The 24784-nt window shown below is 70.1% G+C and carries 24 protein-coding genes; 12 read left to right on the top strand and 12 right to left on the bottom strand.

Features of this window, described 5'->3' with window-relative positions; genetic code table 11:
• The first annotated feature begins 81 nt into the window (after positions 1 to 81).
• Positions 82 to 2088 carry a glycosyltransferase family 2 protein gene (locus ABZ016_RS25210; RefSeq protein ID WP_356918945.1) on the top strand — a complete coding sequence of 669 codons (2007 nt, stop codon included), beginning with the start codon at positions 82 to 84 and terminating at the stop codon, positions 2086 to 2088.
• An 81-nt stretch (positions 2089 to 2169) separates the two neighbouring features.
• Positions 2170 to 2619 (top strand): DUF3592 domain-containing protein, encoded by a 450-nt coding sequence (locus ABZ016_RS25205; protein WP_356918944.1) that lies wholly within the window; start codon positions 2170 to 2172, stop codon positions 2617 to 2619.
• Positions 2620 to 2663: 44 nt separating this feature from the next.
• Here ABZ016_RS25205 and ABZ016_RS25200 read toward each other — a convergent pair whose 3' ends face one another.
• Complete coding sequence (locus ABZ016_RS25200) at positions 2664 to 3383, bottom strand: restriction endonuclease (RefSeq protein WP_356918943.1); 720 nt, start codon at positions 3381 to 3383, stop codon at positions 2664 to 2666.
• Between the two features lie 210 nt (positions 3384 to 3593).
• On the opposite strand from ABZ016_RS25200, the gene ABZ016_RS25195 reads away from it, so the two are divergent.
• Positions 3594 to 4439 (top strand): RNA polymerase sigma factor SigF, encoded by an 846-nt coding sequence (locus ABZ016_RS25195; RefSeq protein WP_356918942.1) that lies wholly within the window; start codon positions 3594 to 3596, stop codon positions 4437 to 4439.
• Positions 4440 to 4532: 93 nt separating this feature from the next.
• Positions 4533 to 5024 (top strand): hemerythrin domain-containing protein, encoded by a 492-nt coding sequence (locus ABZ016_RS25190; protein ID WP_356918941.1) that lies wholly within the window; start codon positions 4533 to 4535, stop codon positions 5022 to 5024.
• A 127-nt stretch (positions 5025 to 5151) separates the two neighbouring features.
• Here the strand turns inward: ABZ016_RS25190 and ABZ016_RS25185 are convergent, their stop codons facing one another.
• A complete protein-coding gene (locus tag ABZ016_RS25185) occupies positions 5152 to 5505 on the bottom strand; it encodes a hypothetical protein (protein ID WP_356918940.1) in 354 nt (117 codons plus the stop codon).
• Between the two features lie 258 nt (positions 5506 to 5763).
• On the opposite strand from ABZ016_RS25185, the gene ABZ016_RS25180 reads away from it, so the two are divergent.
• A complete protein-coding gene (locus ABZ016_RS25180; RefSeq protein WP_356918964.1) occupies positions 5764 to 6876 on the top strand; it encodes an ABC transporter substrate-binding protein in 1113 nt (370 codons plus the stop codon).
• 59 nt (positions 6877 to 6935) lie between these two features.
• Here the strand turns inward: ABZ016_RS25180 and ABZ016_RS25175 are convergent, their stop codons facing one another.
• Positions 6936 to 7757 (bottom strand): lipase family protein, encoded by an 822-nt coding sequence (locus tag ABZ016_RS25175; protein ID WP_356918939.1) that lies wholly within the window; start codon positions 7755 to 7757, stop codon positions 6936 to 6938.
• Positions 7758 to 8048: 291 nt separating this feature from the next.
• On the opposite strand from ABZ016_RS25175, the gene ABZ016_RS25170 reads away from it, so the two are divergent.
• Entirely contained in the window at positions 8049 to 8888 is an 840-nt protein-coding gene (locus tag ABZ016_RS25170) for an endonuclease/exonuclease/phosphatase family protein (RefSeq protein ID WP_356918938.1), read from the top strand.
• A gap of 23 nt (positions 8889 to 8911) precedes the next feature.
• On the opposite strand, the gene ABZ016_RS25165 is transcribed toward ABZ016_RS25170, so the two are convergent.
• The 5 genes from ABZ016_RS25165 to ABZ016_RS25145 all read right to left on the bottom strand — a co-directional run bounded on the left by ABZ016_RS25165 (position 8912) and on the right by ABZ016_RS25145 (position 14788).
• Entirely contained in the window at positions 8912 to 10978 is a 2067-nt protein-coding gene (locus ABZ016_RS25165) for a DUF4157 domain-containing protein (protein ID WP_356918937.1), read from the bottom strand.
• 128 nt (positions 10979 to 11106) lie between these two features.
• Positions 11107 to 11985 carry a TauD/TfdA family dioxygenase gene (locus ABZ016_RS25160; RefSeq protein WP_356918936.1) on the bottom strand — a complete coding sequence of 293 codons (879 nt, stop codon included), beginning with the start codon at positions 11983 to 11985 and terminating at the stop codon, positions 11107 to 11109.
• Positions 11986 to 12011: 26 nt separating this feature from the next.
• A complete protein-coding gene (locus ABZ016_RS25155) occupies positions 12012 to 12830 on the bottom strand; it encodes an ABC transporter ATP-binding protein (RefSeq protein ID WP_356918935.1) in 819 nt (272 codons plus the stop codon).
• Positions 12817 to 13869, bottom strand: a complete 1053-nt coding sequence (locus tag ABZ016_RS25150) for an ABC transporter substrate-binding protein (RefSeq protein WP_356918934.1) — start codon at positions 13867 to 13869, stop codon at positions 12817 to 12819. Before ABZ016_RS25150 ends, ABZ016_RS25155 begins: the two co-directional genes overlap by 14 nt.
• Before the next feature lie 55 nt (positions 13870 to 13924).
• Positions 13925 to 14788, bottom strand: a complete 864-nt coding sequence (locus ABZ016_RS25145; RefSeq protein WP_356918933.1) for an ABC transporter permease — start codon at positions 14786 to 14788, stop codon at positions 13925 to 13927.
• Between the two features lie 372 nt (positions 14789 to 15160).
• Between ABZ016_RS25145 and ABZ016_RS25140 the strand changes: the two genes are divergently transcribed.
• From ABZ016_RS25140 to ABZ016_RS25115, 6 genes are all read left to right on the top strand, one after another.
• Positions 15161 to 15250, top strand: a complete 90-nt coding sequence (locus ABZ016_RS25140; protein WP_356918932.1) for a putative leader peptide — start codon at positions 15161 to 15163, stop codon at positions 15248 to 15250.
• Positions 15251 to 15562: 312 nt separating this feature from the next.
• The gene (locus ABZ016_RS25135) at positions 15563 to 16969 is read left to right on the top strand and encodes an MFS transporter (protein WP_356918931.1); all 1407 of its coding nucleotides are present in this window, start codon (positions 15563 to 15565) and stop codon (positions 16967 to 16969) included.
• Positions 16970 to 17395: 426 nt separating this feature from the next.
• Positions 17396 to 17614 (top strand): hypothetical protein, encoded by a 219-nt coding sequence (locus tag ABZ016_RS25130; RefSeq protein ID WP_356918930.1) that lies wholly within the window; start codon positions 17396 to 17398, stop codon positions 17612 to 17614.
• 157 nt (positions 17615 to 17771) lie between these two features.
• Positions 17772 to 19166: a serine/threonine-protein kinase gene (locus ABZ016_RS25125; protein WP_356918963.1), complete on the top strand. Its 1395-nt coding sequence runs from the start codon at positions 17772 to 17774 to the stop codon at positions 19164 to 19166.
• Positions 19167 to 19393: 227 nt separating this feature from the next.
• The gene (gene sigK / locus ABZ016_RS25120) at positions 19394 to 20005 is read left to right on the top strand and encodes an ECF RNA polymerase sigma factor SigK (protein WP_356918929.1); all 612 of its coding nucleotides are present in this window, start codon (positions 19394 to 19396) and stop codon (positions 20003 to 20005) included.
• Complete coding sequence (locus tag ABZ016_RS25115) at positions 20002 to 20745, top strand: anti-sigma factor (protein WP_356918928.1); 744 nt, start codon at positions 20002 to 20004, stop codon at positions 20743 to 20745. The genes sigK and ABZ016_RS25115 overlap by 4 nt, the downstream gene beginning before the upstream one ends.
• 146 nt (positions 20746 to 20891) lie before the next feature.
• Here ABZ016_RS25115 and ABZ016_RS25110 read toward each other — a convergent pair whose 3' ends face one another.
• The 4 genes from ABZ016_RS25110 to ABZ016_RS25095 are packed head-to-tail and all read right to left on the bottom strand — an operon-like array spanning position 20892 to position 24762.
• Positions 20892 to 21599: a 4'-phosphopantetheinyl transferase superfamily protein gene (locus ABZ016_RS25110; protein WP_356918927.1), complete on the bottom strand. Its 708-nt coding sequence runs from the start codon at positions 21597 to 21599 to the stop codon at positions 20892 to 20894.
• A 30-nt stretch (positions 21600 to 21629) separates the two neighbouring features.
• Entirely contained in the window at positions 21630 to 22637 is a 1008-nt protein-coding gene (gene sbnA / locus ABZ016_RS25105; RefSeq protein ID WP_356918926.1) for a 2,3-diaminopropionate biosynthesis protein SbnA, read from the bottom strand.
• Between the two features lie 44 nt (positions 22638 to 22681).
• Positions 22682 to 23749 (bottom strand): 2,3-diaminopropionate biosynthesis protein SbnB, encoded by a 1068-nt coding sequence (sbnB, locus tag ABZ016_RS25100; RefSeq protein WP_356918925.1) that lies wholly within the window; start codon positions 23747 to 23749, stop codon positions 22682 to 22684.
• Positions 23746 to 24762 (bottom strand): TauD/TfdA family dioxygenase, encoded by a 1017-nt coding sequence (locus ABZ016_RS25095; protein ID WP_356918924.1) that lies wholly within the window; start codon positions 24760 to 24762, stop codon positions 23746 to 23748. The genes sbnB and ABZ016_RS25095 overlap by 4 nt, the downstream gene beginning before the upstream one ends.
• Between the last annotated feature and the right edge of the window lie 22 nt (positions 24763 to 24784).

Here is a 24784-nt window from a genome sequence, read left to right as displayed (position 1 = left end):
CCGAAGCTCCTTGGAGACGAGCGCGTCAGGAACCTGCCTGCCTCCCTGCGCCCCGCCCCGTCCCACGGCCCGGGAGTCATCATGTCCCGTACGAGTCCGCCCCGTGTCAGCGTGATCATCCCCGCGTACAACTCCATGCCGGAACTGACGAAGTGCGTCACCTCCGTCATGGATCAGACACTCGGCCTGGACAAGATCGAGATCATCGCGGTCGACGACGGCTCGACCGACGGCACCGCGCAGGAACTGGACCGCCTCGCACAGGGCTGTCCCAGCCTGCGTGTCGTCCACCAGCCCAACAGCGGGGGAGCCGGCGGCCCACGCAACACCGGTTTGGACATGGCCGGCGGCGAGTACGTCTTCTTCCTCGACTCCGACGACTACCTGGGCCCGGACGCCCTGCGCCGCATGGTCGCCATGGCGGACGAGAACCACACCGACGTGGTCCTCGGCAAGATGGTGTCCGTGGGCGGCCGAGCCGTACCGACGGCCGTCTTCTCCCACAACCAGCCCCGGACGGACATCTTCTCCTCCCACGCCTACCGCACCCTGGGCTGCTGGAAGCTGTTTCGACGCTCGCTGATCGAGCGGCTGGAGCTGCGGTTCCCGCCGTACCGCAACTGCGAGGACAAGCCGTTCACCGCCGCGGCCTTCCTCAACGCCGACGGCATCTCCGTGGTCGCCGACTACGACTGCTACTACTCACGCAACCGCCAGAACGGCAACAACCTCACCCTCACCGCCGCCGACCTCGTCCACCGTATGGACGGCACCCGGTTGTGCTTCGAGACGGTCGCCCGCTACCTGGAACCCGGCCCGCGACGGGACCGGATCATGCGCCGCCACGTGGAGTGGGAACTGTGCGGCCCTCTGCGTGCCCTGCTGCCCAAGGAGAGCGAACAGCGAGCACGCGAGGTCTTCTACCCGCAGTTCCGGCACTGGGCGCAGAGCTACGCGACCGACGGAGTCTTCCAGCAGCTCGCCCCGCCGGACCGGCTGATCGTCCACCTCCTGCGCGCGGACCGCTACGAGGACCTCATGGCCGTGGTCCGCAACGCCAAGGAGGACGCGGCACGCGGCAACCTCGTCGACAAGGGCCGCGTCTACTGGTGCCACCCCTTCTTCCGGGACCCCGTGAAGGCGGTCCCGGACATCTGCTTCGACGTCACCGACCGGCTTCCGGTCCGCCATGAGCTGGCCGAGGCGGCATGGACGGGCGACGGCTCCGTCCTCCGCCTCACCGGCCACGCCCACATCGAGTCCGTCGGCGCCCTCGAGGCCGCGACCCGACTGCTTCTGCGCCCGCGCGGGTTCGAACACCCCGACATCCCCGTGCCCGTGGCCGCCGACGAAGGCGGCTTCACCGTCGAGATCGACCTCGGCACCGTCGACTCGGGCGCTCCCCTCGGCCCCGGCGTATGGGACCTCCACCTGGACGTGCGCGTCAGGGGAGTCAGCCGGACCGTCAGGCTCCGGCAGACTTTGAACGACCCGAACGGCGAGCGAACGACCCCGCCGAAGCGAGAGGTCGTCACCACCTCCCGCTCCGGGCACGAGCCCACCACCGCCCGCCCCTTCTTCACCCCTCACGGGAACTTCTCCCTGGACGTCCGGCGGACCGAGGACGAGCCTCCGTGCCACGTGACCGGCATCGCCTGGGACACCTCCGTACCGGCCACGCTCATCGTCACCGGACGCCTGACCGAGGAGCCCCCACGCCACCCCGCGCCCACCACCCTGCGCGCCGAGGACGACTCCGGCTCCGCGCGTGAAGTCCCTCTGCGCTACGCACAGCACGGCGGCCACACCGGCTTCACCGCCCGCCTGCCGGTCGGAAAACTTCCCCCGGGACACTGGACGCTGACCCTGCGCACCGACGACCCGAAGCGCCGGATCCTCGTCCCTCCCACGAAGGGGCTGACCGGCACCCACTGGTTCCGCCTCTCCCGACTCGGCCGCCCCTACTACGCCAAACCGCTTCCACGCGGCTCGAAGGGCGCCTTGGTCCTGCGCGTGGCACCGGTGAGACTCACGGTGGCCCTCCGCCGCCGGCTCGGCCGCCGGCCCGGAGCGGCCGGTCGCACCTGAGCAGCGCGTCACCGATCTGGGGTAACGTCCCCCTGGCTTCGGACAACTGAAAGGGACCTGGTGCAGGTACAGGTGCGTGGGGTGGGCGCCCGTCGGTGGATCGTCTTCGGGCTGATCGCGTTCGGGGCGCTGTTCGTGGTCGTCGGCCTGATCCTCGCGGGAGTGTCCGTCTCGTACCTGACAGGGGCGGAGCGTGCCCAGGGCCGGGTGGTGGCCCTGGAGTGGCGGACGGACCACACCAGCTCGTCCCGCAAGCGCCGGGTGAACGACGAGCCCGTGGCTCACCCGGTGATCGAGTTCACGTCGAAGGACGGGGCGCCCAGGAAGTTCGAGGACTCCGCGGGCACCAACCCGCCCTCGTACGAGGTGGGAGAGCGGGTCGAGGTGCTCTACCGCGCGGATACTCCCGAGGACGCCCGGCTCAACGGATTCGCCTCACTGTGGCTGCTGCCGCTGATCTTCGGTGGGATCGGGTTGTTGTTCTCGGGCATCGGGACGGTCATCGCACTGGTGACGCGCAGGCGTTCCTAGAGGGGCCCGGGTCGGCGGACCCCCTTTTCGCGCTTACGCGCCGCTCACTGCTGCCGCCACGGCTGTGGACCGGTGCCGTCGGTCCAGGCCTGGAGGGTTTCCCGGTCCACACACACGATCCCGCACTGCTCGGCGTACTCCACCGCCGGTGCGGTGAAGTGGCTCGTGGTGACCAGCACGGCCACATCGGCCTCGTGGACGGTGAAGCACGTGCCGCCGAAGCGCTGAAGGTCCTGCGAGCCGACCCGGTGGGAGTCGCCGTAGTGCTTGCACTGGATGACGACCCGGCGCCCGTCGGGAGCCACGGCCAGGACATCGGCGCCCAGGTCCCCCGCCCCTCCCACGAGGTCGACCGCGGAGCAGCCGTCGCGTTCGCAGAGGGCGGCGATCGCCTCCTCGAACTCCTCCGGCGTCAGTGCCTCGTAATCGCCGGCGACGTCGGCACACGCGCGCTGACGCGGGATCGTGAGGGTCTCCAGTTCTTCGGCCGCGTCCCTCGCCGCCTCGTCGAGCGCTGCCGCGGCCCGGCGTGCCGCCCTCATCACGTGCACCCGGCGCCGCAGGCCCAGGAGGCTCGCGACGCCCACGACGGCCAGGACGAACACCCAGGCGGGACGACGCTCGACAGAGCCCGCCAGCATGCGCACCGCGAATCCGACGACGCACACGACCACACCCAGAAAGACGAAGAACAGGGTGGTCGCACGGAGGTCGAACCGGTGCCGACGGTGAGCGGGCGGCGTACGGAGCGTAGGTGTGGTCACGACATGCCCCTCCTCATGGGACCGACAGCAAGATCACTCCACCGGGTGCCCAAGATCAGGATCTTCATCGTCGGGTGCTCCGCGAAGACGTGCCTCGGACCTGGTCCGAAGCGCAGGCATGGAAGCGGAATCAGGGGGTATCCGCGCGTGCGGCGCCTGCTGCATCATGCTGGCAGCGGCGATCGGCTTCGACGGCGGGAGGGGTTTGCCATGGCACTCATGAACGGAACGGCAGCGGAGACACTGACGCACGCGTTGCCGGAGGTCGCCGATCCCTCACACGTCGCGCCGAAGGACGCCCGCGAACTGTCCAAGCAGTTCTTCGACCGGCTCGCGGTGCTGGAGGAAGGCACGCCGGAGTACCAGTACGCGCGGAACACGCTGATCGAGATGAACATGTCCCTGGTCCGCTTCGCGGCCGGCCGGTTCCGCAGCCGAGGACCCGAGGAGATGGAGGACATCGTCCAGGTCGGCATGATCGGCCTGATCAAGGCGATAGACCGGTTCGACCTGTCCCGCGAGGCCGAGTTCACCTCGTTCGCCGTCCCTTACATCGTGGGTGAGATCAAGCGCTTCTTCCGCGACACCACCTGGGCCGTGCATGTGCCCCGCCGGCTCCAGGAAGCCCGCGTCCAGCTCGCGCGCGCCACCGAGGAACTGCGCAGCCGTCTCGGTCGTACGCCGACGGTGAAGGAGCTGGCGGAGCTGATGAGCCTTCCCGAGCAGGAGGTGCGCGAGGCTCGCATCGCCGCGAACGGCTACAACTCCTCCTCCCTGGACGCCACCATCAGCGGCAGCGAGGAGGGCGAAGCGGCGCTGCAGGACTTCATCGGCGCCGAGGACCAGGCTCTGGAGCTGGTGGAGGACTTCCACGCCCTCGCCCCGCTGATAGCCGACCTCGACCAGCGGGACCGGCACATCATCCGCATGCGGTTCGTGGAGGAACTCACCCAGGCCCAGATCGGTGAACGGCTGGGCGTCTCGCAGATGCAGGTCTCCCGGCTGCTGTCGCGCACCCTCGCGCGGCTGCGGGAAGGCATGCTCGCCGATCACTGAGAGGGCGCCCCGAACGGCGGAACCGGGATCACTGAACCTCGCGGGCCGGGGTATTCGGATCCGGCAAGGTTCCCTCGTACGGAAGTGATGCCCATGGCCGAGACACGTGACGTCGTCGAACTCATCCTCCGAGATCACAGAAGGATGGAGGATCTCTTCCGTCTGATGCGCAGCGTCGAAGCCGATCGGGCAGCCGCTCTCCAGGAGTTCGCCGATCTGCTGATCGCACACGCGCTCGCGGAAGAGGCGAAGGTGTACCCCGCCCTCAAGCGCTACAAGAAGATCGACGACGACGAGGTCGAGCACGGCGAGGAGGAGCACGAGGAGGGCAACAAGGCGCTTCTGGAGCTCCTGGAGGTCGACGAGGTCGGCTCCGACGAGTGGGACACGAAGCTGGAAGAACTCGTGGAGGCCGTCACCCACCACGCCGACGAGGAGGAGCGCACCATCCTCAACGGGGCACGCGAGAACGTCGCCATGGACCGCCGGGAGGAACTCGGTGAGGCGTTCATGGAAGAGCGGGAGCGTCAGCTGAAGGCGGGCTGCGGCTCCGTGGACAACGTGCGCCGTATCGTCGGCGCCTGACACGACTTGCTCTTCGAGTGAGGATCGGCGCACGCTGCGTCGCCCTGCCGGACTGCTGTCCCGCAGGGCGACGGACCCGGCCCGTGGAATGGATGCGAGGCGGTTTTTCCGTGCAGTTCTCGTGTCGTCAGGCCCGGTTGATCCGCGCGGCGATGCCGTGACCGATCAGCAAATAGATGACCGCCGGAAGACCATAATTGAGGACGACACGTAGGCCTTCTGTGTCCATCGTGAAAATGTCCTGCGCCCACCCGGAGAGCCAGTCCGCCATTCCCTGCACGAACTCGACGAAGGGATTCGACTGGTTGGCGTCGAGCAGATACAGCACGATCCACAGGCCCAGCAGGCCGGCCGCGATGTCGGCGATCGTGCAGATGGTCAGGGCCGTTCTCCGTGCTGTGGCTTGGTTGCGCGCGGAGTGGTCGGGCGCCGGGGGTGGGTCGTACGACTGGTATCCGGAAGCAGGGCCGGTGTTGCTCACGAGAGATCCCATCTGCTGTGCTGATTCGCCGGCCGGCCCTCGACGACTGAATTCGGCCGAGGATGGCCATTTCTAATCACTACAGCGCCCGGGGTTCGCCGCTGCGTTACACCCGCTTTCGGGGGTGCCGTGATATGACGCCCTATTGGCTCACTTACCTAAAATTCCACCTCCGAGGTACATTTCGGGTGCGTGGGAGGTGCTGTAGAACGAATATTCGGTTGCCTGCGGGCGATGGAGGTGGATGCAATGTCCACCATGACCACGCCACCACCACCCCCTCGCGGAAAGCGGGCTGACGGAGCATCCGTCCGGATCGGCGCACTCGTTCCGCTGACCAGCCCGGGCTGGGTCGAGGCGGGCCGACACCTGCTCGCCGGCCTTGAGCTGGCCGTTCGCGAGGCCAATGACGCCGGCGGGATCGTCGGGAGACCGATCGAGCTGGTGGTCCGGGACACCGCGGCCGACCCACAGCGGGCCGCGGCTGCCGTGGACGAATTGGCCGGCCTGGACGTGGCGGCCCTGGCGGGGGAGTACCACAGCGTCGTCGCGCGCGCCGCAGCCGAAAGGGCCGACGCCCTCGGCCTGCCGTTCCTCTGCTCGTCAGCGGTTCTCGACGCGCTCACCGAAGAGCCGACGGACTGGGTCGCGCGCCTCTCCCCGCCCCAGTCCCGCGGCTGGCGGGTCTACGCGGACCACCTCCTCGGCGCGGGGCACAGCCGCATAGCCGTAGCGGCCCAGGCGAGTGTCTACTGGGCGACCGGGACCCGTATTCTGCGGAACCACCTGGCTCCACACGGCGGCACCGTCATCGAACTCGACATGAGCGCGCTCACCCCCACCGCGGTGTGGGACGAACTCGTCGACAAGCGCGCCACAGTCCTGCTTCTTCTGGTCGGCCACCCCGAGCCGGCAGTGCCGATCGTCCGGTCCGTCCGCCGCGACCAGCGCCTCGCCGAGGTCCTGATCGGTGCTCCCGCCGGACAACCGGAGCTCGCTTCATGGGCGACGCAGTTGGGCGGCGACGGCGCCGGCGTCCCGTTCCTGCGCTACCGGCCCGAGCGCCTCAGCCCTCTCGGTGCGCGAGTCGAGAAGGACCTCCGCGGGCGGCTGGGCGAAGCGCCCTCCTTCGTCGCCTTCGAGGGCTACGACACGGTCGCCGTCCTCGCCGACCTGCTGCGTTCGCACGGCGCGGACCGGGCGCACGCCGCCGAATCCTGGCCGCGCGTCGCAGTCGAGGGCACCCGCGGACAGATCCGGTTCTCCCGCACGCCCGGCATCAGCGTCTGGCAATGGGCTCGGGCGCCGATCCAGGTCGTCGACCGAGACCCGGCGGAACCCGACCGCTGGCGGATCCTTCACACCGGCTGAGAAAAACACCAGGCCCCTCTGCCGGCGAGCCGGCCCACCCGCTCCTCCACGGCGACCTGTCAGTCCAGGTTCTTCTCCAGGACCTTCAGGTAGTTGTCGATGAAGTGGTCCCGTACACCGTCGCCGGCGGGCGCGAAGAGGTCCGCGGTCAGTCCGCTCGCCCGGTCGGCCAGTCCGCCGAGCAGCGGCATGGACTCGCGGATCCGGCCGTGGGGGTCGATGTACCGCAGGGCGTTCACGTGCGTGTAGACGGGCTCCGGGGGGAGCTGCGGCACCACGTCGTTGTTGTTGACGAAGCGGTACATGCGGTTCTTGTAGCCCTTGTCGTACGCGGCGGCCAGCGCCGGGTCGCAGGTGCGGGGCTGGCCGAAGGTGTAGACACCGTCCGCCGCCAGCCGCGGCTCCTCCAGGTACATCCGCGCCCCGGCGAGCATCGCCAGCGCGCCGCCGAGGCTGTGCCCGGTGAACCACACGCTCTGACCGTTGGTCCGCCATTCCTCCAGGGTGGCCATGACGTCCGGGTAGATCGAGTCCAGGGCCTCGGCGAAGCCGTGGTGGACGCGTCCCGTACCGTCGGGACCGCGCCGCGGCGGAGTCGTGCCGTCGGTCAGCCAGTCCTTGATCTGATTCGGTTCCGTGCCCCGGAACGCGGTGATGATCATGTGGTCGCTGGCCAGCGTGTACGCCTGTGTGTCCTGGAGCGGGAAAGGCGGGGTGAACCGCGTCTCGTGGTGACGCACCCGGTCGAAGCCCCATTGCGTGGCCTGCTGCTCGATGGTGGCCTGGTCCTTGTAGGCCAGGGCACACGCCTGGGCGAGGCAGTAGGCGTGCCGCAGGCTGTACCCGGAGGCGCGGTGGTCGAGAACGACGGGAGCGGTCACGGAGTCCCCTTCGACGGTGAGGGCGGGGCGGTGGAAAGACACGAGGTGAGGGCAGCCTCACGTCCCGTCCTATCTCCGGCCCTCGACGGCCAAAGACCGGACACGCCTCGAAGACCGATCCACGTACCGAATTCATCCATCGGGCGCAAGCAACGACCGCCGCCCCCCGACTCGGCCGGCTTCGCCCGAAGGCGATGAGATCCGGCACATCACGTGTGTCGCTCGCGACTCCGTCCCATAACCTCGTGCAGGGAGACGTCAGATGCCGAGTGCGTCCATGTCGGGGAGGCGATGGTGCTCGCTAGGGGGACGCGATTGCTCGCGGGTGCCATGGCCGTGCTCTGCGTGGTGCTCATCGGCCCCAGTGCCCCGAGCGGTTCCCTCTTCGCCGGGTCACCGCCGGTCGAAGCCGCCCGGGATGTCGTACCGAACCGGGTCATGACGTGGAACATCTGCAACCCCTGCGAGGTGAGCAACGTCGATCGGGCAGCGGAGATCGCGGCGTACGCTCCCCAGGTCATCGGCCTGCAGGAAGCGTGCGTCCGTGACGTGGAGAGGATCCGGGACTATCTGCGGAACCTGCACGGGCTGGTGTACCACGTCGAGTACGGGTCGGTCCTCAGGAACTGGGGCCGCTGCGGAGGAGTCCCGTGGAACCCGGGAGGCTTCGGCCAGGCGATCCTCACGGCGGCACCCATGACCGACCCCGTCGAGGTGGAATACCCCGACGGCGGATCCGAGGACCGTGGGTACATGGCCGTCACCACCACCGTGGGCGGCCGGCCCGTCCGCGTCTTCAACACACACCTCGCCCAACGACGCCAAGAGGCGGTCCGCGCGGACCAGAGCCGCGTACTCGCCGCGGAGGTCGCCCGGCACGACCGCGCGATCGTGCTCGGCGACTTCAACGCCGTGCCGGACGCCCCGGAGCTTAGGGGGCTATGGGCACTGGCCGCGGACGCAGACCCCCAGTGCCACCCCTCGCCCACCGGCACCTGCCAGCCGACCACCGACTGGCAGAGCAAGTTCGACTACGTCTTCCTGCGTGGCATCGTCCCGCTCCGGCACCGAGTGCATCCGGGCCCCTACTCGGACCACCATCTGCTGCACACGGACCTGGCCCCGGCCTGAGCCGGTCCGTTCCACCGGCGGGGTCAGGCGCCGACGCCGTTGCGCTTGCCGATGAGGTCCCTGTACAGGGCAGCCCGTTCCTCATGGGTCTTCGCCTGGGCGAACTCGGCCTTCCAGGCCTGCTCCAGGTCTTTCAGCTTCTGTACCCAGTCGCCGAACTCCTCCAGGTCGACGTGGCGCTGGCTCGAAGCGAGAGGGGCCTTGCCACCGGGCTTGTCGTCCTTGTGACCGCCGAAGTGGCTCACGGGGTTGTTGTTCTTCTCGCTGCTGGTCAGGCCGTGCTTGTAACCGTCGGGGGTCCTGCCACCCGGCCCGGCGGTCTCGATACCGACCTGCAGCGCCCCGTCGCGCTTGCGGGTCGGCGGCTTGTAGCCCATGAACACATGTCCGTACGACTCGTTCGGGAGGATGGTGTCGCCGTGGTAATCGTTGTTGCCCATGCCGCCGACGGCCACGGGCAGGCCGTAGAGGTGGCTGTGGGGATCGAGCCAGTTCTGCACAGTGGCCCCGATCTCGCCCTTCTCCACGAAGTCGCCCCGCGGCCCGTCCTTCTTGTTCTCGTCGATGTCCATGTGGTGCGTGCCGAACCCGCGTCGGTACACCGGCTTCTCCGGCGTGGACTTGGGCTCCCAGAACTTCCGGTCTCCCTTGGTGATATGGAGCCACTGGGGCAGTTCGTAGCCGTGCTGGCCGTCGGCCAGGTGCGGGATACGGATGTTGACGCGACCGCCGTAGGCGAGGGCGTGGGCGACGTCGTCCTTGAAGTCCTCGTGCATGCCCGCCTCCGGGTTGAAGACCTTCAGTCCTTCCTTCAGGATCAGGAAGATCTTGGTCAGCAGCTCGGTGCCGCGCTCGACGCGCTGCCTGTGCTTGGCGGCGTCCGGCACGTCATCGCTGATACCGGGAGGGAGCAGGGTCTTGATGTAGGTCTGGAAGATCTGCTCGTTCCGCTCCTCCTTGAACTCGCCCTTCTCGGACTGCGGGGTTTCGGCGGCGTGCATGGCCATGTGCAGGCCGAGCTGGTAGTCGGACCGGGTGGGCTTGGCCGGTGGCTTGCCCTGGCCGCGATCCTCGACGTTCTGCTGCCACCTCAGGGTGACCACGAGCAGGCGCTTTCCCTCCGGCTGCTGGAGCCAGCTGTGGAAATCGCCGGCCTTGATGTAGGCCTCGGCTTCGGCGTGGGTGCAGAGGCCCACGGTCTTCAGCCACTTGGGGTCCTCGGACTCCACTGCCCTGATCGCCTGGAGCTCCTCGCCGGTGAACCACGGGCCACTGCGCACCCGCTTGTGGATGACTGCCCGGACGTCCTTGTTCCTGATCTCCTGGTCGCCGCCGACGATCAGCCGCGCCAGACGGACCATGGCCGGAGGCGTGGCCGCGGTCGGGGGTTCGGTCGTCGCCGTCGCGGGGCCGGGCCGGTCCGCGCGCTGGACGGGGACGTCCCCGTCCACGTGGCGCTGCACCACCCCGCCGGGTGCGGCGGCCCCGGGCAGCGACAGGTCGGGGGCGGCTCCCCGGGCCACCTTCCGGCCGTTGGAACCGGCGCTCTTCTCGAACGGATCGTTCTGGTGCGAGACCTTCTCGCCTCGGCCGTTGACGGTGCCCGACACCGTCGCCAGGGCCTGCTGGCGCACGTGGTCGACCTCTTCGTACATCACCTCGTCACTGACGCGCTTCTCGCCGAGCACGATGTGGGAGCCGGAGGCGTAGGCCAGGGCATCGAGGTCCTCGGCCGAGCGCTGGGCGACAGGGCCGTCGTGTACGCGCACATGGCCGAAGGGCATGCCGTAGGCCTGCTCGGCCCGCTGAAGTATGCGGGGCTCCAGCGGGCGGCCGGGGGAGTCGATGGCGTCGCGCACCGAGGGCGACCGCTGCACCGGCACGGCCCCGTCGGCGCCACGCCCCTCGGGCCCGCTCTGCTGCCCTTCGGCATGCTGCTCGTCCCGTGCCCGCTGGACGGCGCGGGCCACCGCGGCGTTCCCCGCGGCCCGCTGGAGCGCGATGAGCGGAGGCGGGGCGGCGGTCGGCCGGGACGCGGGGCGTCCGCCGACGCGGTCAGCGTTCGAGCGATCTTCTGCCTGGGCACGCATACGCGGTTCCCCTTCGTTCGACAAGGGCCCTTCCCTCTTACCCGACCGGCATCCCGGGCGGGGAGGTCCGCAGGGGCAGAACCGGGGGCAGTCCTGCCGGGCGACGCGATGCGCGGCGCCCGGCAAGGTCAGGAAGCGGCGGGGCCGACCGGAGTGTCTCCGCGCAACGTGATGCGGTGCATGACGCGATGCCGGTCACCGTAGTCGCGGTTGGCGTAGTGGGCCGTGCTGCGGTTGTCCCACAGCGCGACGTCACCCGGCTGCCAGCGATGCCGTACGACGTGCTCGGGCTTGGTGAGGTGGGCGTACAAGATGTCGAGGACGCCCCGGCTCTCGTGTTCCGAGACACCCACGATGCGCGAGGTGAAGCCCGGGTTCACGAACAGGCCCTTGCGGCCGCTCTCGGGATGCACCCGCACCACCGGGTGCTCGACCGGCTTCAGTTCGGTGACCACCTCGCCGTCCCACAGGTTGCCCCGGCCCTGCCGGTGCTGGGCCAGGTAGTAGCCGAACTCGCGGCTGCCGTCGTGCACGGCGGTCAGCGTGTCGACGTAGGCCCGCAGGCCCGGCGACAGCGACTCGTAGGCGAGTTGGCTGTCGGCCCAGTTGGTGTCGCCGCCGTTGGGCGGCAGCACCACGGCCCGCAGGACGGAGATCGCCGGCGGCCGCTGTACGAAGGTCACGTCCGTATGCCACACGTCGGCGAACCCGTTGTCCTGGCTGTCCAGCGAGTACACCTCGGGGGCGACGTCTCCCGAATCGTGGACCGGGTGCCCGACGGTGACCTCGCCGAGGCGTCTGCCGAACTCGATCTGCGCGGCGTCGTCGAGACCGTGCTGGCCGCGCACGAACAGCACCTTGTACGCCACGAGCGCTTCGCGCACGGCCAGGACCTGGTCGTCGTCGAGCCGCCCGAGGTCGACGCCGCTGATCTCGGCGCCGAAGCGGGGGCCGAGTTCGGTGAGGGGCAACCGCGTCACCGCGGGCCGCTCGCTGAGAATGCTCACGTGTGTGTCCTCTCCTGTACGGGGGTTCAGTCCGCCGCCGCGGCTTTGACCGCGTGGGCCACCTGTGCGCGCAGCTCGGCGAACTCGGGCGAGTTGCGGAGCTCCTCGGCGTCGACGTCGCCGCGCGGCAGGGTGATCGGCAGGTCCAGAGCCACGGTTCCTGGGCTCTTGGTCAGCACCACGATGCGGGAGCCGAGGAACACCGCCTCGTCCGCCGAGTGCGTCACGAACACCGCCGTCCGCCCGGTCCGGTCGGTCATCCGGCGGACGTCCTCCTGGAGCCGCTCCCGGGTCAGCGCGTCCAGCGCCGCGAACGGCTCGTCGAGCAGGAGGAGCGGGTTCTCGGCGGCGAGCGCCCGGGCGATGGCGACCCGCTGCTGCTGGCCGCCGGAGATCTCCCAGGTGCGCCGCTTCTCGGTGCCCTCCAGACCGACCCGGGCCAGCAACTCCGCGCGCCGCTGCGGCCAATGGGCGCGGTCGGCACCCGCGTACCGCAGCGCCAGGTCGATGTTGCCCCGCACGGTCCGCCACGGGAACAGCCGCGGCGTCTGGAACACCACGCCGGCCGCCTCGCCCGGCCGCGGCTCGGCGCCGGACACCCGCACCGAGCCGAGCGTGGGCCGCTCGAACCCGGCGATCAGCCGCAGCAGCGTGCTCTTGCCGCAGCCGGAGGCGCCCACGAGGACCAGGAACTCCCCTGCCGGAACGGTCAGATCGACCGGCCCCACGGCGGTGAAGGTCTCGCCGCCCCGGCCGTACCGGTGGGTGACATGATCGAGGCGGACGGATCCGGCACGCGTGGTGTCCGCTCCCGCCGTGGCCTCGGTGGTCTCACTTGAGGACATCGGGCAGCCCCTTGAGATAGAACGACTTGCGGACGAGGTCCTCGGACGGCGCGGCCGCGATCTGCTTCTGGTCGGCGAGGAACCGGCCGGTGTCGGTGACATAGGTGAGCAACTTGCCCGGGCTGCCGTCCTTGCCCAGCCAGTCGGCAGACACCACCTGCTCCGGGGTGAGGAAGACCCCCTGCACGAGCTGCGCCCTGGCATCCGCCGCGCTGATGCCGAGCTCGGCCGCGACAGCCTTGACGGCGCCGTCCGGGTCGGCCTTGATCAGGCGCAGTGCCTCGGCCTCCGCCTTGCGCCAGGCATCGATCGCCTCGGGGTCCCTGGCGATCAGGTCGTCCGACACGACAGCCAGGTCGAGGGTCGGCTTGCCCGCCGCCCCGATCTCCTTGCTGCTGGTGAGCTGAGTGCCGGACCCGCGCAGTTCGTCCAGGGTCGGCAGCCAGACGTAGGCGGCGTCGATGTCACCCCGCTGCCAGGCGGCGAGGAGGGGCTGCGGCTGCAGGTCGATGAGCTCGACGTCCGACGGCCCGAGGCCGGCCTCCTTCAGCGCCGAGAGCAGGCTGTAGTGCGAGGTGGAGGCGAACGGAGTGGCTATCTTCTTGCCCTTGAGCCCGGCGACATCGGTGATGCCGGTTGCCTTGCGGGCGACCAGTGCCTCGTTCTCGCCCGCGACGTCGAGGATCCACGCGACCTTGTAGGGGATGGGCGAACTGCCGGACACCCCACGGGCGAACGGGCTGGAGCCCAGCGCGGCGATGTCGAGGGACTTGCCGATGAAGGCCTGGTTGACGCCGGCGCCGGAGTCGAACTTGATCCAGGTGATCCGGTAGTCCGGCAGCGCCTTCTCCAGCAGCTTTCTGTTCTTCACGAGCAAGTCGCCGCTGGGGAAGGCGAAGTAGCCGATGCGGAGCTGCTTGGAGCCGCCGGACGCCGACGCCGCACTGCCGGAGGAGCAGCCGGTGACGGCCGCGGACACGGCGGCCAGGGCGCCGGAGATGAGGAGACGGCGGGACGGGCCTCGGGAGGCACGGGACATGGCGGAGCCGTTTCTGTGCAGAGGGGCAGAGGGGCAAAGGCGGGGAGAGGGGGGGCTACGCGCGACCGCGCCACGGGACGACGGCGCGTTCGAGCCGCAGCAGCAGGCCGTCGATGATCAGGCCGGAGACGCCGATGGAGATGATGCCGACGAGCACCACGGGGGTGTTGTTGTAGTTGGCGGCGTCCTTGACCATGCCGCCGACCCCGGGCAGACCGTTGACCAACTCGGCGGCGACCAGGGAGGAGTAGGCCACCCCCACGGCCAGCCGGACTCCGGTGAGCGTTTCCGGCAGGGCGGACGGGACGACCACGTCCCTGACGACGTCCCAGCGGGACGCGCCGAGCGCACGGGCGGCCTCGATCAGGCTTTTCGGCACGGCCGCCACGGCCGTCGTGGTGGACACCGCCACCGGCGGGAAGGCGGCCACGGCCAGCAGCGTGACCTTCGGCTCCTCGTTGATACCCAGCCAGATGACGAGCAGCGAGAAGTACGCCAGCGGTGGCAGGGTCCGCAGGAACGTGATCCAGGGCTCGAACAGCGAGCGCACCCAGGTGACGGTGCCCATGAGAAGTCCGAAGACCACCCCTGCGGCGATGCCGAGACCGGCCCCGATCGCGATGCGCCGCAGGCTGATGCCCAGGTGCTCGACGAGCGTGGTGCCGTTGTAGCCCCGTACACCGCCGTGCGTGGTGGAGACCTCGATGAACGCCTGCCACACCTTGGACGGCGGCGGAACCAGTGTCTCGCTCCATGTCCCGCTCACCGCGAGCAGCTGCCACAGGACGAGGAAGAGCAGGAGCGAGCCGAACGGCAGCACGGCAGGGCGCAGGCGCGTCCACACGTCCCGCGCAGGCGTGCGGGGTTCGGGTGGTCCGGCCGGGTCAACGGGCTTGAGCAGAGTGGGTGTTGTGGACATGGGGCGTCCTCCAGGAGGCGCCGGGACATGAGCCGTTGCCGCCCGTGGGACAGGCGCGGCCGGCCCCGAGCGGGAGTCATGCCGAACGATGGGGGGAACGCGCTCCGCGAGAGAGCGCGGGAACTCGCCCGGGTGCGGGTGGCGTCACCGCACGGCAGGGCGCGTCAGAAAGGCGGGGTCAGCGACAACACGAGCCCGGGCGCCGGCACAGGTCGATGACCAGGCGTCGCACCAAGGACTCGGAATTCATGAGGCATATTTCTACAGCAGCCGCAGCCCTGTACCAACAGGCGTCCACTTCCTGGAACACGTGTTTCCGGAACGCGTCGTGAGTCGGGTCGTACTTGAGATCGGCCCGGCGGCTCACGCACAATGCCTGGCATGACCGCAGCCGCCGACGTCCTCGTGGGACGACCGCACGTCGATCTGTGCCGTCAGTCCAGCGCCACCTGTCGCGGCTGACGAGCAAGAGCCCATGAGCCCCCTGACGGCGTAGGGCCACCGGGGCGCCAGACTTCCCGCGCGTCCGCACCCCCACGGCAGCACGCGCACCGGTCAAGTCCGGCGGCCACTTCCCTTCCACGCGCCCTTTGCGTGCCTCGACGTGTCCACCGACCGGACCCTCCGCGTCGGCATGCCCGCGCGCCGTCCTCCGCACCCCACCCGGAGCAACATGTCCACCCATGCCCTGCACCACCCCCTGCCCACGACCGGTGACCGTCCGGCCCCCGCCTGCGTCCTCGGCCGGACGGCCCGCACCGGCGGTGGTCCGCGATGAGCACCGCACCCGTACCGGCGCAGACGTCCCGAGCCCACCGGCAAGAACAAGACCCCTCCGCTCCGAACCGGCTGAGGACCGTCGTGCTCGCCAGCCTGCTCGGCACCACCGTGGAGTGGTACGACTTCTTCCTCTACAGCACGGCCGCCGGGCTCGTCTTCGACAAGCTGTTCTTCCCCACGTCCGACGGCACCGTCGGCACGATGCTGTCCTTCGCGACGTTCGCCGTGGGCTTCGTCGCCCGCCCTGTCGGTGGCTTGCTCTTCGGGCACATCGGAGACCGGATCGGCCGCAAGCACACCCTGGCCTTCACCATGGGTCTGATGGGAGTCTCCACCGCCCTGATCGGTCTGCTGCCCACCTATCAACAGGTCGGCCTCCTCGCTCCCGCGCTGCTGCTGGTCCTGCGGGTCGCGCAGGGCGTGGCGCTGGGCGGGGAATGGGCCGGGGCGGTGTTGCTGGCCGTGGAGTACGGGCCCGCCGGCCGCAAGGGCCGGTTCGGCAGTTACCCGCAGATCGGACTGGCCCTCGGACTGGCCCTGGGGACAGGGGTGTTCGCGCTGCTGAGCGACGCGCTCAGCGACGAGGCGTTCCTCGCCTACGGGTGGCGGATCGCCTTCCTCGTCAGCCTGGTGCTCGTGGTGGTCGGTCTGACCGTACGGCTGAGGATCGACGAGACGCCGGCCTTCCGCGCCGTACGCCGCCTCCAGGAACTGCCGCGCTCCGCGCCGCTGGTGGAACTGGTGCGGGTGCCGAAGGCACGCCGGCACGTCCTGCTCGGGATGCTCGCCCGATGGGGTGAGGGGGCCGCGTTCAACACCTGGGCCGTCTTCGCCATCACATACGCGACCGGAACGCTGGCACTGGACCGTACGCCGGTGCTGCTCGCGGTCACCGCCGCGGCACTGGTGATGGCCGTGCTGATACCCGTCTCCGGGGCGGTGGTCGACCAGCGCGGGGCCCGCCGGGTCTACATCACCGGCATGGCCGCGTTCTCCGCCTCGGTCTTTCCGGCGTTCTGGATCTTCGGCACCGGCGGGACCTGGGCCTTCGCGACAGTGCTGGTCGTGACGCTGGGGATCGTGCACACCTGGTTCTACGGCGCCCAGGGCACCCTGTTCGCCGCGCTCTTCGCCACCCCGGTCCGGTACACCGGCATGTCCTTCGTCTACCAGGTGTCCGGCATCTTCGCGTCCGGCGTCACCCCGCTGATCATGACCGCTCTGCTGGCTGTCGGTGCGGGCAGCCCTTGGTGGGCCTGCGGCTACCTGGCACTGACCGGACTGGTCAGCGTGTGGGCGACCGCCCGGTTGCGGGACGGGGACCTGCATGTGGCGACCGGAAAGACGCCCCCGACGGAGGCCGACGTACTCGCGGCCCGCGACGTGATCGGAGAGAAATGAGCCCCGAATTCCTCTGGTACATCCCCAACACCGTCGAGCCGGGCCACCGCGGCGACGACACGACGACCGGCCGGTCACACCACGTGCCCCAGGGGTCGCTGTGACACCCCGGGGCGCGTGGCCGCACCTCTAGGGGAAAGGTTGTTGATGTCCAGCGGGAGGAGGCCGGTGACCGGGCTGAGAGCATCGGGCCGAACGGTGCGTTCTGTGCCGAGGCGTGCCGATCGGCGGCTGTGCCGATGACGTTCACCGGACGGTCGCCGACGCCGATCCGGCCGCCGAGAGGCAGCGCCCTGGACCTGGCCCGCATCGGCCGGCTCTGTCGTCGGCGGTGCCGCCGGTCCCACCGGGAGAAGTGAGATAAGGGGTTCCGTCATTTCGCCACGGAAGGAGGGCACTTGAGGGCTCATGACACTGCCCAGACCTTTGAAGAACGCACTGATCGTTGTACTGGCCTATGCCTGCGTCGTGTTGATCATGCGCTACCGAGGCGAAGGCATGGACTGGGTTCCGGCACTGTTGATCAGTCTGCTCGTCACTCCGCTGGCTCTCCTGGTGTCGTGGGGGCGAAGTCGCCTCACCGACAAGGCGCGAAGGGCAGGTGAACGGGCCCGGGCACGCCGCCGGGGGGAAGCGGCCGAGTGACGTCGGGTCGGCTCCGCAACGGACCACGACCGGATCGCCGCCCGTGAAGTCTCACCCCGTTGTGCAGGCGCCGGATGGGTGGGTACCTCGTTCGGCGGCCCGTCGACCACGGGCGTGGCAGCGGTACGAGTGTGCGGAGTGGAGAGATCGAGTGGGAATGCGCGAGATGCGGGGCGCCCGGGCTTTGCGAGGCTGTGCCCGGATTCTGGCGGGCCGCTACCGTCTGGATGCGCTGATCGGTTCGGGTGGCGCGGCTGACGTGTACCGCGGTTTCGACCTGCGGCTGCGGCGGCCGGTCGCTGTGAAGGTCTTCCGCACCGGTACCGGCTTCGACACGGAGGAGGTTTTCCAGAGCGAGGCCGTGATACTGGCCCGATTGCAGCATCCAGGACTGGTGACCGCCTTTGACGCCGGACACCATGACGGTGATGCCTTCCTGGTCATGCAGCTGATCGACGGGAACACCCTGAAATCTCGCATCGCCGAGGGTCCCCTGTCGTGCGAGGCCGCGGCAGCGCTCGGCGCGTCATTGGCCGATGCTCTCGCGCACGCCCATGAGGCGGGGGTCGTCCATCGGGATGTCAAACCGTCCAACATCATCCTGGACTCCTCTGCCCACCCCCATCTGACGGACTTCGGCATCTCCCGGCTCCTGGATGCGACCACCACCCGCACCGCTACGGGCACCCTGACCGGCACGGCGGCCTATCTCTCCCCCGAACAGGTGCTGGGCCGTCCTGTAGGCCGGCCCGCCGACATCTATGCCCTTGGCCTGGTCCTCCTCGAATGCCTCACCGGCCGACTCGAATACGATGGCGGCCCCTTGGAGGCCGCCATAGCCCGCCTGCACCGCCGGCCCGCCCTCCCGGACTTCCTGCCCGAAGGCTTCGCCACCCTCCTGCGGGACATGACCAGCCTGGAAGAACAGGCTCGTCCGACGGCCTGCGACTGCGCCCGAGCCCTGACCGGTCTCGCCGGAACGAGCACCGCGGACCGTGCTGCATCCGCTACCCGGCCCACGCTCGGCGTCATACCTCCCACAACCGCGGAGCAGTCCGACAGCACACACCGGAACTCGTCACCCGGTCTCTCCATGGGGGTGTCTCGCTCCGCCTCCGCCCGCGGCCGCCTCCGGACGAGTGGCGCGGCTGCTGCACTGGCCGCCCTTGTCGCCGCCGGCCTCGCTGTCACCGACGGCTTCTCACACCACGACGCCCCAGGCGAAGCGGCCCCGGCCGCCCCTGATCCGGCCGCCCCGTCCATACCCCGTGACACCCCGGCTCACCACGACGACACGCCCTCCGCATCGGCGACCCCGCCTCCGCGCGGCCCCTCCGTCTCCGCTCAGCCGCTGAGCGATTCCGCTCCCACGCGCAACGTTCCTCCGCCCTCCGGCAGCTCAAAGCCCGCCACCCACCTCGCCGCCACTCCCCGCAAGTCTGAGCAGGCCGCGGCCACGGCAGTCGGGAAAGGCCGAGCAAAGGCCCACGGCCGACCATCAGGCCACGCCCTCGGGAACCAGAAAGACAAGAAGCCGGCACATGCCAAATAAGCAGCAGAAAGCAGCGTCGAGCCGACAGCGGAGAAATCTGCCCTCGTTGATCTCGATCCGTCGCGGCCGCAGCTCCGAATCACGGGTATAGGGAAAAGATTGCCTCACCCGGCTGTTCCGGCGGCCGCCTGATGCGGCAGGCAGGTGAATCTGTCAGACGCACGGCTTCGGACCGGATGCGCTTCCCGCCGAAGAGGGCCAGTGTCGAGCTGAGCCGAGGAGGCGCGATGGACAGGGGAAACGGAGCCCAGAGGGAAGGTGACGCGCGAGGTCGGCGAAGCGGCTCCACGGACGACCCCAGGCTGGACCAGCTCCTCATCCGTGCTGCCGACGGTGACGAACAAGCCTTTGCCGGTGTGTACGACGCCCTGGCGGACCCGGTGATGGGTCTGGTCCGCCGCGTGGTGCGGGACAAGGCCCAGGCGGAGGAGGTGACCCAGGACGTGATGGTGGAGGTGTGGCGGACCGCCGACCGGTTCCATCCGGCGCGCGGAGCCGCGCGAACCTGGGTGCTCACCCTCGCGCACCGCCGCGCGGTGGACCGGGTACGGTCCGTCTCCGCGGACCGCGCCCGTGAGCTGCGCGCTGCGGTCCGGGAGCAGGAACGGTCCTTCGACACCGTGGCCGAAGAGGTCGAGGTGCGGGAGGAGCAGCGTGTGGTCTTCCGCTGTCTGGCCCGGCTGGCCCGCGAGCTGAGGCTGCCCCTGGTGCTGGCGTACTACGAGGGACTGACGTACGCGGAGGTCGCGGATGCTCTCTCGACGCCGGTGGGCACCATCAAGTCGCGCATGCGTCAGGGACTTCAGCGCCTGCACGACTGTTTGGAGGCCGGCTCGTGAACCTCGCCGACGACTCCCACCTCGATGTCGGGGCGTACGTGCTGCACGCCCTGCCGGCCGGTGAGAGAGCTGCCTTCGAGAACCACCTGGCCGGTTGTGCCCAGTGCCGTCGGGAGGTCGAGCAGCTGTCCGAGGCGGCCGTGGCGCTGGGAGCGGCCGAGACGAACGCGCCCTCCGCGGACCTGCGCCGCCGGGTGATGGACCAGATCCGCACCGCGCGTCAGGACCGATCCGGTGTGGTCGAGTCCCGGCGTCAGCGCCGCCTCCGAGGTGGTCTCAGGCTGGCGCTGGCCGCGTCCGTGGCGGGGGTCGTGGCCCTCGGAGGTGTCGCCTGGTGGCAGAGCTCGGAGGCCGACACCGCGCGTGAACAGTCAGCCGAGATCCGCGCCGGGTACCGGGACGTCGCCGGTGTCCTGGCCGCCTCCGACGCCACGATCAGCACCGAGAAACTCGCGGGGGGCGGGACCGCCAGCGTGGTCGCCTCCCGGGCAGAGGGCCGGGCCGCGTTCATCGCCTCCGGGCTGCCGCCGCTCACCGACGACCAGGTCTACGAACTCTGGTACGACGAATCGGGGCGGTACTGGCCGGCCGGGCTGGTGTCCGCTGCGGGCGGGCGTCAGGCGCGCGTCCTGGACGGGCGCATGAAGGGGGCCACCGCCGTCTGTGTCACGGTGGAACCGGCCGGCGGCTCCCGGTACCCCACCACCGAACCCATCGGCATCATCTCCGTCCCCGCGTAAGGACACCCGTCCGCGTGACGAGACGGCCGCTCACCGCAGCGGCCCGCACACAGCATCGGCGTGCTCACGGCGCCGCATCGCACGTGGTCGCCGCACCGGCCCGCCCACACCGCACCGCACCGAGCTCCCGTGCGGCTGCCTCCGCGTCACCTCTCGGCCACCGCGACGGCAGCCGCACACCCGATCCCCACCGCCACGTCGTCGACCACCCAGCCCGGCATCCGGCGAGGCCCGTGCGGGGTGGCGCCGAGGTGGTCGGAGCGGAGGTCGCGTCCGAGTCCGGTGCCGAGCCCTTTCAGATAGGCCTCCTTACGTGTCCACACGCGGGCGAAGGCGGCGGGGCGCAGGTCCGGCGGACACGCGGCCAGCTCGGCGGCCTCCCGGGGATGCAGCGTCGGCGTGAGGGCGGCGACGAGGTCGGGGCCGGGCAGCCGCTCGATGTCCGTGCCGACCGCCGTGTCCGCGAAGGCGAGAAGGCAGAGCCCGGCGGTGCGCGAGACGGAGAAGCACAGGGGCACGCCGGGCACGTCGGGACGGCCGTGCGGTGCCCGGCACACGGGGCAGGGCCGCCGTACCAGCGGCACGTCCGACGGCGCGACGCCTAGGTAGGCACCGAGGAGCAGACGCAGGCACACATGGGCGACCCGGTAGCCGTCCCGGTCCGCCGCCCGGCGAAGTGCCGCGGCCCGTGCCCGTTCCCCGCTGTCCAGCAGCGCGTCGGCGAGCGGGGCCACGGCGCCGCTGAGCTCCTCCACACGCGCCAGCCACAGCCGCGGCCGACGGGGGCGAGGTGGCTCAGGGTGCCGGGCCCAGGCGCCGGGGGTGAGCCGCTCGGGACGCAGGGCGTTTCTCACCGGAAGGAGGTACACGGCCCGGCCCCCCCCTCAGTCGGAGGACGCCGGCACAGCACGCGGATCCGCCCTCCCCTCACCCTGCGACGGGGCGAGCGCGTCGCCGCCGTAGAGGGCCTGTACCCAGTTGCTCTGGTAGATCGTGTCGAGATAGCGCTCACCGAGGTCCGGGGCGATCGCGACGGGCGTGATGCCCGGTGTCCCGTGCCGGGCGAGCCAACTCGTCGCCCCGCTGACGACTGTGCCGGTCGAGCCGCCGAACAGGAAGCCCTGCCTCGCCAGGCTCCGGCAGGTACGGATGGCATCGGCCTCCTCGACACGGACCGCCTCGTCGACGTAACTCTCGTCCAGCAGGGGAGGCCGGACGCTCATGCCCAGCCCGGGGATCATTCGCCGACCGGGCGGGTCGCCGAAGATGGCGGAGCCGACGCTGTCGACGGCGACGATCCGCACCGGCCGGTGCCAGGAGCGGAACCAGCGGGCGCAGCCCATCAGCGTGCCGGTCGTGCCGACGCCGATGAACAGCACGTCCAGGTGCGGGAACCAGCGGGCGATGGCCGGGGCGGTCCTGAAGTAGTGAGCCCTCCAGTTGTCGGGGTTGGTGTACTGACTCAGCCACACATAGCGGTCGTCCGACGCGCACAGCCCGCGCACGTGCGCCAGCCGTGCGCCGAGGAGCCCGCCGGTGGCGTGCTCGTCGGAGACGACGTGGACCTGACTGCCCAGGGCCTCCATCATCAGCCGGGTGGCCAGGTTGCACCGGGAGTCCGTCACGCAGACGAAGCGGTAGCCCTTGCTTGCCGCGATCATGCTCAGGGCCACACCGAGATTGCCGGAGGAGGACTCGACCAGGATCGAGTCCCGCCTGAGGGTCCCGCTCCGCTCGGCGGCCTCCACCATCTCGGTCGCGGCCTTCAGCTTGATCGAACCGGCGAAGTTGAAGCCCTCGCACTTGAGGAAGAGCCGGTGTCCCGTCATCGGCCCGAGGTCGACGTACAGGTCCTCCTCGTTGAAGGCGTGGGGGACGGATATGACAGGCACGATGTTCTCCTCGTACAGAGCCGGAGGCGGGACGGGCTCCGCCCTCAGCCGTGCCGGCTCAGTTCGTGAAAGAAGTGGTCGATGACGTGCAGTTCGCCGGATCGGCTCACCTCGTCGTACACGTAGCTGCCGACCGCGAGGTCGAGCACGCCCAGGCCGAACGGCGAGAAGACCACCGGACGGTCCGCGGGGACCGTGACGCGGCCGTCCATCACGTCCTCCAGGGTGCCGAGCAGGAAGTCGCGGCTGCCGGTGAGGCGTTCGGTGAGGTGCGGCGAGGTCCCGGCCCTGAGACAGTGGTCGACGTCGTCGACGACGTTGGTGGCGTCGAGCAGGACCTGCGGCGAGAGGTCGCGCAGCGACACGTGCAGGACCACCGGGTTGTGCCGGAACCATGACGGCTCGCTGATGTGCGGGCGGTCGGCGACCGTGGCGAAGACGATCAGGTCGCTGAGGCGGATCAGGTCCTCGGCGCTGCGGTGCACCGTGACGCGTCCGACGGCTCCGGACTGCTCCAGGTAGGTGCGGAAGCCGGCCGCGCTGTCGGCGGACAGGTCATGCACACCGATGGCGTCGAAGGACCAGCCGGTGCCCTCCAGATACGAGTGGATGTAGCGGGCGATCAGACCCGCCCCGACGAATCCCAGACGGGCCGGGCGCGGCCGTCCCCTGCTGAGCCGGTCGGCCGCCGAAGCGGCGGACGCCGCGGTTCTGGCGGCGCTGATGATCGAGCTTTCCATGCAGGCGAACGGGTAGCCCGTGATGGGGTCGTTGAGGATGAGTACGGCCGAAGCCCGGGGGATGCCCGAGGCCACGTTGGCGGGGACGCTGGAGATCCACTTCAGGCCGTCGACCCCGCCCTCGCCGCCGAGCGAGGCGGGCAGCGCGATGATCCGCGACCTCGGCCGGTCGGGGAAGTGCAGGAACAAGGACGGTGGGTTGACCGTACGGCCGGCGCCGTGCAGACGGTACGTCGCCTCGACGACCTCCACGACGGCCTTCTCGCGGCCTTGGAGCACCTGCTTGACCTGGCTTCCGGGGATGACCGCGAAGGGCGGCACCGCCGGGCTCTCCGACCGGGCGGTCCGCGGGAGCGTGTGCACGGTGGTCATGCCGTTTCCCTCCCCACCTGCGGTCCGGGCAAGCCGGGACGTACGGGGTCGGCCATCGCCACCACGACGTTCCGCGGCCCCCGGTACGCCTCCCGGCTGTGCGCGGAACGGACGTTGTCCACGAGCATCAGGTCCCCGCGCTGCCAGGACCGGCGTACGGTGTGGGCCTCGTACGTCTTGTTGATCTGCTCGACGACGTCCGGGGACATCGGATCGCCGTTGCCGTAACGAGTGTTGAAGGGCAGTCCGTCCGGTCCGTACTCCTCGACCAGGAACTCCCTGACCTCGGGCGCCATCGTCCACTCGTTCAGGAACGCGATCTGGTTGAACCAGCAGAACCGGCCGGAGACCGGGTGCCGCACGACGGCGTGCCGGTGCTGGCGCGTCCGCAGCGAACCGTCCGGCTGCCAGGACCAGTCGATCGCGTGGGCACGGCAGTAGGCCTCGACCCCTGCGTGGTCGGCGGTACCGAAGGACTGAACGAGGCTCGCGCCGATCCCGTCGTTGTAGGCCCGGGTGAGCAGCCAGCCCTCCCGGACGAAACGGTCGACGAGATCGGCGGGCAGCGCGTGCAGCACGGCGGTCGCGTCGGCCACCGCGGTGGCGCCGCCTTCGACGGGTGGCTCCAGGCACGCGAACATCAGCAGACCGGGGCACCGGACGGCGTAGCTGAGTTCGTGGTGCATGCACATGGGCTGGTTGGGCGGCCAGGCCGACGACGAGTAGACGCCCTCCGCGTGGCGGTCGCGGGCAGCGAACGCCTCGCGTTCGGCCATGGGGTGCTCGGCCACCCGGCCGAGGACCGACTCGACGTCGGCCGGAGTGCGCAGGCCGAGGCCGCGGACGGTGAGCGCCCCGTGCTCGGCGACGAGTTCGCGCAAGCCGTCCCGTCGGTCGGCCGCCCAGGCCGCCGCGTCCAGGGTGTCCGAGGTGCCCTTGGCGTCGAGCACCGGAAGCCCGTCCGGGGCCGGCGCCGCGGTGGCCCTGTTCTTGCTGAAGAGTGCCGACAACATGTCGATTACCTCTCGTACTCCT

The organism is Streptomyces sp. NPDC006372 (genome assembly GCF_040612515.1).
Taxonomy (GTDB): Bacteria; Actinomycetota; Actinomycetes; order Streptomycetales; family Streptomycetaceae; genus Streptomyces.
Note: the sequence above shows the minus strand (reverse complement) of the source record. Positions and strands in the feature narration are given on the sequence as shown.

Bases quoted from the DNA above. Each gene is read 5' to 3' on its own strand.
- ABZ016_RS25210 (WP_356918945.1), top strand. From the start codon at position 82: ATGTCCCGTACGAGTCCGCCCCGTGTCAGCGTGATCATCCCCGCGTAC.
- ABZ016_RS25195 (WP_356918942.1), top strand. From the start codon at position 3,594: ATGGCACTCATGAACGGAACGGCAGCGGAGACACTGACGCACGCGTTG.
- ABZ016_RS25190 (WP_356918941.1), top strand. From the start codon at position 4,533: ATGGCCGAGACACGTGACGTCGTCGAACTCATCCTCCGAGATCACAGA.
- ABZ016_RS25180 (WP_356918964.1), top strand. From the start codon at position 5,764: ATGACCACGCCACCACCACCCCCTCGCGGAAAGCGGGCTGACGGAGCA.
- ABZ016_RS25170 (WP_356918938.1), top strand. From the start codon at position 8,049: ATGGTGCTCGCTAGGGGGACGCGATTGCTCGCGGGTGCCATGGCCGTG.
- ABZ016_RS25165 (WP_356918937.1), bottom strand. From the start codon at position 10,978: ATGCGTGCCCAGGCAGAAGATCGCTCGAACGCTGACCGCGTCGGCGGA.
- ABZ016_RS25155 (WP_356918935.1), bottom strand. From the start codon at position 12,830: ATGTCCTCAAGTGAGACCACCGAGGCCACGGCGGGAGCGGACACCACG.
- ABZ016_RS25150 (WP_356918934.1), bottom strand. From the start codon at position 13,869: ATGTCCCGTGCCTCCCGAGGCCCGTCCCGCCGTCTCCTCATCTCCGGC.
- ABZ016_RS25145 (WP_356918933.1), bottom strand. From the start codon at position 14,788: ATGTCCACAACACCCACTCTGCTCAAGCCCGTTGACCCGGCCGGACCA.
- ABZ016_RS25140 (WP_356918932.1), top strand. From the start codon at position 15,161: ATGCCTGGCATGACCGCAGCCGCCGACGTCCTCGTGGGACGACCGCAC.
- ABZ016_RS25135 (WP_356918931.1), top strand. From the start codon at position 15,563: ATGAGCACCGCACCCGTACCGGCGCAGACGTCCCGAGCCCACCGGCAA.
- ABZ016_RS25125 (WP_356918963.1), top strand. From the start codon at position 17,772: ATGCGCGAGATGCGGGGCGCCCGGGCTTTGCGAGGCTGTGCCCGGATT.
- sigK (WP_356918929.1), top strand. From the start codon at position 19,394: ATGGACAGGGGAAACGGAGCCCAGAGGGAAGGTGACGCGCGAGGTCGG.
- sbnB (WP_356918925.1), bottom strand. From the start codon at position 23,749: ATGACCACCGTGCACACGCTCCCGCGGACCGCCCGGTCGGAGAGCCCG.
- ABZ016_RS25095 (WP_356918924.1), bottom strand. From the start codon at position 24,762: ATGTTGTCGGCACTCTTCAGCAAGAACAGGGCCACCGCGGCGCCGGCC.